10 protein-coding genes are annotated in these 8571 nt (G+C 69.3%); 6 read left to right on the top strand and 4 right to left on the bottom strand.

The annotated features are described in order from the left end of the window. Nucleotides 1-299 precede the first annotated feature (299 nt). From H0W38_RS10725 to H0W38_RS10705, 5 genes are all read left to right on the top strand, one after another. Nucleotides 300-1427 carry a DUF1513 domain-containing protein gene (locus tag H0W38_RS10725; protein WP_292453733.1) on the top strand — a complete coding sequence of 376 codons (1128 nt, stop codon included), beginning with the start codon at nucleotides 300-302 and terminating at the stop codon, nucleotides 1425-1427. A gap of 121 nt (nucleotides 1428-1548) precedes the next feature. Further along, nucleotides 1549-1989, top strand: a complete 441-nt coding sequence (locus H0W38_RS10720; protein WP_292453730.1) for a YciI family protein — start codon at nucleotides 1549-1551, stop codon at nucleotides 1987-1989. Between the two features lie 44 nt (nucleotides 1990-2033). Further along, on the top strand, nucleotides 2034-2450 hold the full coding sequence (locus tag H0W38_RS10715; protein WP_292453729.1) for a YciI family protein: 417 nt from the start codon (nucleotides 2034-2036) through the stop codon (nucleotides 2448-2450). Beyond that, the gene (locus H0W38_RS10710) at nucleotides 2447-3736 is read left to right on the top strand and encodes an RNA polymerase sigma factor (protein WP_292453726.1); all 1290 of its coding nucleotides are present in this window, start codon (nucleotides 2447-2449) and stop codon (nucleotides 3734-3736) included. The genes H0W38_RS10715 and H0W38_RS10710 overlap by 4 nt, the downstream gene beginning before the upstream one ends. Nucleotides 3737-3786: 50 nt before the next feature. Further along, nucleotides 3787-3942, top strand: coding sequence for a hypothetical protein (locus tag H0W38_RS10705; RefSeq protein ID WP_292453724.1), 156 nt, complete (start codon nucleotides 3787-3789; stop codon nucleotides 3940-3942). A gap of 117 nt (nucleotides 3943-4059) precedes the next feature. Here the strand turns inward: H0W38_RS10705 and H0W38_RS10700 are convergent, their stop codons facing one another. Further along, nucleotides 4060-4836, bottom strand: coding sequence for an FkbM family methyltransferase (locus H0W38_RS10700; protein ID WP_292453721.1), 777 nt, complete (start codon nucleotides 4834-4836; stop codon nucleotides 4060-4062). A 210-nt stretch (nucleotides 4837-5046) separates the two neighbouring features. Here H0W38_RS10700 and H0W38_RS10695 point away from each other — a divergent pair, with 210 nt between their 5' ends. After that, on the top strand, nucleotides 5047-5811 hold the full coding sequence (locus tag H0W38_RS10695; protein WP_292453718.1) for a hypothetical protein: 765 nt from the start codon (nucleotides 5047-5049) through the stop codon (nucleotides 5809-5811). Here H0W38_RS10695 and H0W38_RS10690 read toward each other — a convergent pair. The 3 genes from H0W38_RS10690 to H0W38_RS10680 form a co-directional block, all read right to left on the bottom strand. Then, nucleotides 5804-7639 (bottom strand): ATP-binding protein, encoded by a 1836-nt coding sequence (locus H0W38_RS10690; protein WP_292453715.1) that lies wholly within the window; start codon nucleotides 7637-7639, stop codon nucleotides 5804-5806. The genes H0W38_RS10695 and H0W38_RS10690 overlap by 8 nt on opposite strands. Before the next feature lie 7 nt (nucleotides 7640-7646). Beyond that, entirely contained in the window at nucleotides 7647-8003 is a 357-nt protein-coding gene (locus H0W38_RS10685) for a hypothetical protein (protein WP_292453713.1), read from the bottom strand. Nucleotides 8004-8232: 229 nt separating this feature from the next. Further along, a partial coding sequence (locus tag H0W38_RS10680; RefSeq protein WP_292453711.1) for a hotdog fold thioesterase occupies nucleotides 8233-8571 on the bottom strand: 339 nt, incomplete at its 5' end.

Raw genomic sequence — 8571 nt, 5'->3', positions numbered from 1 at the left:
TCGGCATGCCGTGCAGCAGGCCGACCGCTCGTTGGCGGGCCTGTCCGTCCAGGCGCCCGAGCGCCTGAGGCATGCCGCGGGCGCGCTGGCCGCCCTCGGGCGCGTGGTGCAGGAGCAGGTCGCGCCTGCGCTCGAGGTCAGCATCGGCTTTTCCGATGCCGACGGCGATTGAGGCCGCGTCGTGCCCGAGCAACTTCCGTGACGCGGCAAACGAGCTGGTGCAGCCCGCCGCGGTCCGGCGCCGCACCGGTCCTTGCAGCGGTTCCCGATGCCACCACGGCGAGCCCGGATTGCGCGTGATGGACTCGTCGTCGTCCCTGAACCGCCGCCACTGCCTCGCCGCGCTGGCCGCCCTCACGGCGCCGAGACTGGCCCGCGGCGATGGCCGCGCCGACGCTGCCGGCTCGCCTGTGCTGGCCCGCGTCGCCGGCCGCACCGGGGCTGCGGGCTGCAGGCTCGCCGCCGCCTGGGACGACGAAGCCGGTCACCACATCGGCCTGCTGGTCGAAACGGACGGCGCGCTGCACATCGCCGCCTCGACCGAGGTGCCGACGCGCGCCCACGGTTTGCTGTGGGAGCGCGGCGCCACACTCCTGGCCGTGGCACGCCGGCCGGGCGACTGGCTGCTGCGCTGGCACCCGAAACAGCGCACCGTGCAGCGCGTGTGGAGCGAGCCCGATCGCAGCTTCAACGGCCACGTGCTGGTTAGCCCCGACGGCCGCACGCTCTACACGACGCAGACCGACCTCGACACCGGCGCGGGCCTCATCGGCGTGCGCGACGCGCGCAGCCTGGAGCAGCGCGCCGAATGGCCGAGCCACGGCCTCGATCCGCATGCGCTGCTGTTCGATGTGCAGGGCCGGCTCCTCGTGGCCAACGGCGGCATCCCGACGCAGCCCGAGACCGGCCGTGCCAAGCGTGGACTCGATCGCATGGACGCTTCGCTGGTGCGGCTGGACGTGGAAGCGAACGGGCGCCGGCTCGGGCAATGGCGGCTCGACGATGCGCGCCTGAGCCTGCGCCACCTGGCTCGGCAAGGCCGCCACGTCGGCATCGCGCTGCAGGCCGAGCACGACGACGAACCGCGACGCGCCGGCGCGTCGGTGCTCGCACTCTTCGATGGCGAAGTTTTGCGCCTGGCCGAGCCGGCGCCGCTGGCCGGCTACGGCGGCGACATCGCGGCCTGGCGCGGCGGCGGTTTCGCGGTGGCCTGTCCCCGCGCGAACGGCGTGGCGCTCTGGCATGCCGACGGCCGCGCAGCCGGCTTCACCGCGCTGGCCTCGGGCTGCGCGCTGGCCGCGACGCCCACGGCCCTGTGGGCCGGCGGGGAAAAACAGGCGCTCACATTGCAGACCGTGCCGTCTCGCCCGTTGGCCCTTCCCGCGCTGCGGCTGGACAATCACTGGGTCGCTGCCGCCGAGAATTGAAACAAAGTGTCAGAGCCTGTCGATCCGGGCTCCGCTCGTTCGTCGTACGGATAGAGCCGACGCTTTCGGCCGGCATGAAGCCGGCGGCCCGGCTCACATCCGCAACGCGAAGGAGAACGACATGCGATTCATGATTCTGGTCAAGGCCGACAAGGACACCGAGGCGGGCGTCATGCCCAGCGAACAGCTGCTCACCGACATGGGCCGCTACAACGAGGAGCTGGTCAAGGCGGGGGTGATGCTCGCCGGGGAGGGGCTGCATCCGAGCTCCAAAGGCGCGCGGGTGCGGTTTTCCGGCACGAAGCGCACGGTGATCGACGGGCCGTTCACGGAGGCCAAGGAACTGGTGGCCGGCTTCTGGCTGATCCAGGTCCGATCACTGGAGGAGGCGATCGAATGGGTCAAGCGCTGTCCCAACCCGACCGGTGGGGAGCCCGAGATCGAGATCCGCCAGATCTTCGAGGCGGCAGACTTCGGCCCTGAGTTCACGCCCGAACTCAGGGCGCAGGAAGAACGCCAGCGCGAACGCGCCGAAGCACTGAACCGGTTGGCCAGGCGCTGACCACGGTCCGCATGACAACCACCGGCATTCAAGGAGAAACCACCATGCGATTCATGATGCTGATGATCCCCAAGGGCTACGAACAGGCGGCGCCGGGCACGATGCCCGAGGCCGACGCCGTGGCCGCGATGATGAAATACAACGAGGCCCTCAAGGAGGCCGGCGTGCTCGTCACGCTCGACGGCCTGCATCCGCCTTCGATGGGCGCGCGCGTCTCGTTCTCCGGCGGCAAGCCGAAGGTGACGGACGGGCCCTTCGCAGAAGCCAAGGAAGTGCTCGGCGGCTACTGGATGATCCGCGCGAACTCGCGCGAGGAAGCCATTGCGTGGGCGTCGCGCTGCCCGGCTTCGGACAACGAGGTGATCGAGGTGCGACAGGTGCAGGAGTTCGAGGACTTCCCGCCCGACGTGCAGGAAGCGGCGGCGGGGTTTTCCGAGATGCAGGACGGCCCGCGCCAGTGACGCCCGAAGTCCATCGGGCTATCGATGCAATCTGGCGCATCGAGGCGCCGAGCCTCATCGCCAAGCTCACGCGCATGCTGCGCGACGTAGGGCTGGCCGAGGAACTGGCGCAGGACGTGCTGGTCACGGCGCTGGAGCGCTGGCCGGCGTCGGGCGTGCCGGACAAGCCGGGCGCCTGGCTCATGGCTGCGGCCAAACACCGCGCACTCGACGAGTTGCGCCGCAGAAAGCTGCACGAGCGCAAGCACGAGGAACTCGGCCACGAGCTCGAGGCGCGGCAGGCGTTGTTCGTCCCCGGCATCGACGACGCCGCGCTCGACGACGATATCGGCGACGACCTCCTGCGCCTGGTGTTCACCGCCTGCCATCCCGTGCTCTCGACCGAGGCGCGGCTCGCCCTCACCCTGCGCCTGCTCGGCGGCCTGACCACCGAGGAGATCGCGCGCGCTTTCCTCGTGCCGGAGCGCACCATCGCGCAGCGCATCGTGCGGGCCAAGCGCAGTCTGGCCGAGGCGCGCGTGCCCTTCGAGGTGCCGCGCGGGGAAGCGCTGGCGGAGCGCCTGTCGTCGGTGCTGGAGGTCGTCTACCTCGTCTTCAACGAAGGCTACTCGGCCACCGCGGGCGAACACTGGTTGCGGCCTGCACTGTGCGACGAGGCGCTGCGCCTGGGCCGCATCCTCGCGGAGCTGGCGCCGGGCGAGCCCGAGGTGCACGGCCTGGTCGCGCTGATGGAAATCCAGGCTTCGCGCTCGGCGGCGCGCACCGGCTCGAGGGGCGAGCCCGTCCTGCTGCTCGAACAGAACCGCTCGCGCTGGGACCGACTGCTGATCGGCCGCGGCCTGGCCGCGCTGGCGCGCGCCGAGGCGCTCGGCGGCGCCCTGGGGCCATATGCTCTGCAGGCTGCGATCGCCGCGTGTCATGCGCGCGCCAATGCCGCGCAGGACACCGACTGGGCGCGCATCGCCGCGCTCTACGACGCGCTCGCGCAGCTCGCGCCTTCGCCGGTGGTGGAGCTCAACCGCGCCGTCGCGATCAGCATGGCCTTCGGTCCGGCGGCCGGCCTGGAGATGGTCGAAGCGCTGGTCTTGCAGCAGCAGTTGCGCGGCTACCACCTCCTGCCGAGCGTGCGCGGCGACCTTCTCGCCAAGCTGGGGCGCAACCGTGAGGCCGCGGCGGAATTCGCGTACGCGGCAACGCTCACGCGCAATGCGCGCGAGCGAGAACTGCTGCTCGAACGCGCCGCCGCCTTTGCGAGCAAGGCGGCGCAGCCGCTGCGGGCACAGTGACTGCTATCGCACAGGGCACCTGCACCACCAAACATCCCTGGAGAGACCCCATGCAACGCATCCTGATCGTACTCGTCGGCGTCCTCGTCATCGCCGCTGCCGCCGTGACCGCCTTCTTCACGCTGCGCGAACCGGTCGCTGAAGTGCCTACCGCCGCGGCTCCGGTCGACCCGGCCAGTGCGTCCGTAGCGGCGGCAGCACAGTAAGCGCCGCCGCGCCGCCCCACGCAAGCGGTCGGGGCGCCCCGGCACGCATCTGCTGGGTGCCGAACAAGGCGATCGACTTTCGTAGAGCGAGAACTTGAAGGGTTCTCCGCCGCAGCCTCAAGCAGCCGCCGCCTGCGAGCGGCAGGCCGACTCTGTGAGCCGCACGTAAAGGTCGCCCGAGGGCGCCTGTGGCGGCAGGCCGGCGAGCCAGTGCCGCGCCTCGTCGGCGTCGAGCCAGCCGGGGTGCAGCCAGCGCAGGCGCTCGCCCACAGAGGCGCGGAACTCGTAGCGCCCCAGCGTCTGCAACCGGTCGATGCAAGCCGTGGCCAGCTCGCGCTGCGGCGCCAGGTACTCGAACGACAGGGCGGCCAGCGCATGGTTGAGCCCCAGCAGCACCTCCAGCTCGAAGCCCTCGACGTCGATCTTGACGAAATCGGGTATGCCGAAACGCGCGATCAATGCGTCGAGCGTGGTCACGCTCACCATCGGCCCCGGTGTCCAGCGCACGCCGCGAAAGGCTTCGCTGGCGCCGGCGCGGCGCGCCCAGTCCACTGAGAGCGTCGAGACGGTCGGGTTGCGTTCGCTGCTCAGCATCTGCGCCTGCCCGCTCTGGCGCCCAAGCGCCTGCGCCAGCACCGTCACCTGCGGGTCGCTCCCGAACAAGCGGCGCAGCAGGCGCTCGAAATCCGCCTGCGGCTCCACCGCCACCACCCGCGCGCCGAGCCGCCGCCATGCCGCCACCCGGTTGCCGGCATGCGCGCCGACGTCGAAAGCCAGTGCACCGGGCCGCACGAAGCCCCGGTAGAACGACCGCAACTGCGCCGCGCGCCAGGGAATGCCGTGGTAGATCGCCAGCGACCGCAGCATGCCGAGCGAACGGTTCAGACGCGACATGAGACTTCCTTTGTGCGGCCGTTATCAGCAGCGCCATTGCTTGTCAATCGAGCAAGCGTGAACTTTTTGGCGATTCGAGCGCAAACATTTTTGCAGCCAATCGCATCTGCCGACGCGCGAAACGTGTACCTTTTCACACAAGTCGCAGAGGGGCTTATCGCACTCGAACGATTGCAACCACCCCAAGAACCGTCGTTGAAGGAAATCCTCGTGCAAACGCAATCGCTCTCGTTCGATCTGCGCATCGTGCGCACGCGCCAGGACCTGCTGGCCGCGTGCGAGGTGCGTGCCGCCGCCTACGGGCGCCACCTGCCCCATCTGCGCTCCGTGTTGCTGGAGCCGGACCTGCTCGATGCCGACAAAAACACGACCGTGGTGCTGTGCGTGGACAAGGTCAGCGGCGAGGCGATCGCGACGGCCCGCTTCCAGACCAACGCCGCGGGCCCCCTGCTCATCGAGCACAGCGTTCGCCTGCCGGCCGCCATGCAGACCGACACGCGGGTGGAGATCACCCGCCTGTCGGTCGTGCCCAGCGCCGACCCCCTGGCCAAGCTGTGCCTGATGAAGGCCAGCTACCTTTTCTGCATGGCCAGCCAGATTCGCTGGATGGTGATCAGCGCGCGCAGCGAGGCCCTGATCCGCCAGTACCAGCGCCTGGGCTTCGTCGATCTTTTCGCCGGTCAACCGTCGGTGCCCATGCTGCACGTCATGCAGATCGAGCACCGGGTGCTGGCGTTCAATGTGACCACCGCCGAGAGCCGGTGGCGCGAGAACGGCCATGCGCTGTATCAGTTCATGATCGAGACGGCGCACCCCGACCTGCAGCTCTTCAGCACGGCACCGGCCATGCCGCGCTCGGCGAGCGTGGATCGCGAAACCGCCGGCCTCGGTCTGCCGCACTCGGCGGCGCCTCGCCGCGCGAGCGTCCCGGCATTGCGCCCCGCCCCGTGCGGCGGGCTCTCGCTGCTCAACTGACGTTTTGCAGGCGGGCTGGAAGCAGGGCCTGCGGCGCCGGCTCCAGCCAGGCGCCGACGATGCGCTGCAGGTCCACATCGGTGAAGGGCTTGGGCAGGGCGTCGTCCATGCCGGCGTCGGCGTAGCGCCTCTCCCCTTCTTCCTGCAGCAGCGCGGACAGCGCGATGATGGGAACGCGGTCCAGGCCGAGCGCCTTTTCCTGGACGCGGATCGAGCGGGCGGCCTCGAAGCCGTCCATCACCGGCATCATGCAATCCATCAGCACCAGTTGCGGCCGGTCGATCTCGCGCAGCGCGCGCCGGACCGCCTCGGCCCCGTCGGAAACGCGCTCGACGCGGTGGCCCTGGTTGGCCAGCATCGAGGTGGCGATCAGCGCGTTCACGTCGTTGTCCTCGACCAGCAGGATGCGCGAGGGCGCCACCGCCGGCGGCGCATCGGCATCGGCCTGGACCTTCCGCGCAGGCGCTCCCGCTTCGATCGGGGCGAAACGCGCAGTGAAACGGAAGATCGAACCGAAGCCCGGGCGGCTGCTGACCGTGATGTCGCCGCCGAGCAGCCGCGCGATCTCGCGGGCAATGGTCAGCCCCAGGCCGGTGCCCTCCATCCGCGAGGTGCTGGCCCCGCCGATCTGGCGGAAGGCGTTGAAGATCGTGGCCTGGTCCTCGTCGCTGATGCCCAGGCCGGTGTCGCGCACTTCGAAGCGCACTTCCCCATCCGCAGAGCAGCACTCGAACATGAGGTGTACCCAGCCCTTGTGCGTGAACTTGATCGCGTTGCCCAGCAGGTTATGCAGCACCTGCCGCGTGCGCGACGGGTCGCCCGTGACCCAGCAAGGCCCGGCGACCTTGCTGTCGAGCGTGAAGGCCAGGCCCTTTTCGGCGGCGCGAACGGTGTAGATGTCGCCGACGCGCGCGACCTCGGCGTTCAGGTCGAACTCGACGCGCTGCAGCCGCATCTGCCCGGCCTCGATGCGCGTGATGTCGAGCAGTTCGGTCACGAGCGACAGCAAGTGCGTGCCCGAGGTTTCGATCAGCTCCATGCGCTTCTTGATCAGCGGGTCGCCGGTTTCCACGTGCACCAGTCGGGCCAGTCCGAGCATGCCGTGCACCGGCGTGCGCAATTCATGGCTGACCGTCCCGAGGAACTGGCTCTTCACCGAGGACTGGCGCTGGGCCAACTCCAGGGCTTTTTCGAGCTCGGCCGAGACTTTGGCGGCATGAAGACGCAGGAGGAAGATCTCGACGAACTTGCCTTCGGCGCGCTTGGACGTGATGAGGATCTGCGCAAGAAACAGCGCGAGCCCGACGGCGCCGTAGACGCCGAAGGAGTCGCCGCGAAGCGCCATGCCGAGGATCATCGGAACGATGATCGGTGCCACGTACGCGGCCGTGGCGGCCCTCGAGACCTGCAGGCCGAAGGTCGCCACACAGGCCACGCAGCACAGACTGGCGGTGACCAGCGACGCGGTGTTGATGTCGCTGCCCATCAACCAGAAACCGCCGAGCCCCCAGACCGCGCCGTCCAGCATCTGCATCCACCACGTCGTCAGCCGCCAAGCCTGGCCGCCGGGCTTGGCCAGGCGCCGAAACAGGTGCGCCTGAACGACGCGCGGTACCGCGACGATCACCTTCAGGGCCAGCCACAACTGCACCAGGTGCGCGTCCACGCTGCCGCTCAGGTGGATGGCCATGACCGCTGCGAAGGCGGTCGCGATCAGCGTGCTGACCGCCGCATGCGCCCAGACCAGCTTGAGCTGTTCGTCGGCGACGTACTCCCGCACGTCGCGATCGACGGTCAGTCCTAGCCGGGCAGCGAGTGGTTCCAGCATCGATCGCTCAGTAGCGTTGCAGCAGAAGCGGAAGGTCGCTCGGGCAGTCGATGCCGAGCTGCGCGCACGCGTGGCGGAAATTCTCGACCTGCTCGACGATGCTCAGATCCCCGAGCGGAGCCATCATCTCTCGAAACATCTGCACGATGGCCTGGCGGCGCTTTTCTTCGAGGCCGCGGACCCAGTGCTGCAGGACTTCGGCGCGCACGGAGGCCGGCAGCCGCAGGAAATCGTCGGTCAGGGCAATGGAGCCGGCCGCGGCATCGAGATCCGCGAAGAGCCCCTGCACCGGCAGCTGCATGTGCGAGTCGTCTTCCAGCCACGCCGTCTCGTCTGACATGAATGCACGCAAGGCCGCCTCCATCACAAGAACCCGCCGCCGAGTCCGTAAGCAAGTGTCGCCGGAGGAAACCAAAAGCTCGGTGCCGCCGGCGCGACGGCGCTGCAGCTTTGCGCTGGTTGGCCGTGAATACCGCACGCGAGGCGCGGAAACGTGATGCCCCGGTGCCGGTGCGGGCACGCCGTGCGGCCCGCCTTGGGCAGCACTCGACCCCGCGCATCCTTGGCCGGCCGGTCTGCTTCGACGCTGACTCTCATGCCTGCGGCTCGCGCTTCTCATCGGGCCTGTGCTTGATGTAGACCGTGCCGGTGAAACTCGACACGGCCGTTTCCCGACCGTCCGCATCGACACGGGCCACTTCGACCCGGTACACGCCGATGCGATGCCCGCGCGTGAGCTCAGTGGCTCGGGCGACGAGCGTGTCGCCGGCGCGTATCCCGACCTGGAACGCGATGTGGGCGTCGATGCCCATTGCCAGCGCGCCATGCGAGTTGGAGGCCAGGCCGAACGCGGTGTCGGCCAAGGCGAAGAGGGCGCCGCCATGGCAGCCGCCGTTGAAGTTCATGTGCCGGTGGTCGACGGTCATGCGCAC

Source organism: Methylibium sp., assembly GCF_013817365.1.
Lineage (GTDB): Bacteria > Pseudomonadota > Gammaproteobacteria > Burkholderiales > Burkholderiaceae_C > Methylibium.
This window is presented reverse-complemented; position numbering and strand designations above follow the sequence as displayed.

Coding starts and splice junctions, on each gene's coding strand:
- H0W38_RS10690 (WP_292453715.1), bottom strand. CDS start 7,639: ATGCTGGAACCACTCGCTGCCCGGCTAGGACTGACCGTCGATCGCGAC.
- H0W38_RS10715 (WP_292453729.1), top strand. CDS start 2,034: ATGCGATTCATGATGCTGATGATCCCCAAGGGCTACGAACAGGCGGCG.
- H0W38_RS10725 (WP_292453733.1), top strand. CDS start 300: ATGGACTCGTCGTCGTCCCTGAACCGCCGCCACTGCCTCGCCGCGCTG.
- H0W38_RS10685 (WP_292453713.1), bottom strand. CDS start 8,003: ATGGAGGCGGCCTTGCGTGCATTCATGTCAGACGAGACGGCGTGGCTG.
- H0W38_RS10705 (WP_292453724.1), top strand. CDS start 3,787: ATGCAACGCATCCTGATCGTACTCGTCGGCGTCCTCGTCATCGCCGCT.
- H0W38_RS10720 (WP_292453730.1), top strand. CDS start 1,549: ATGCGATTCATGATTCTGGTCAAGGCCGACAAGGACACCGAGGCGGGC.
- H0W38_RS10700 (WP_292453721.1), bottom strand. CDS start 4,836: ATGTCGCGTCTGAACCGTTCGCTCGGCATGCTGCGGTCGCTGGCGATC.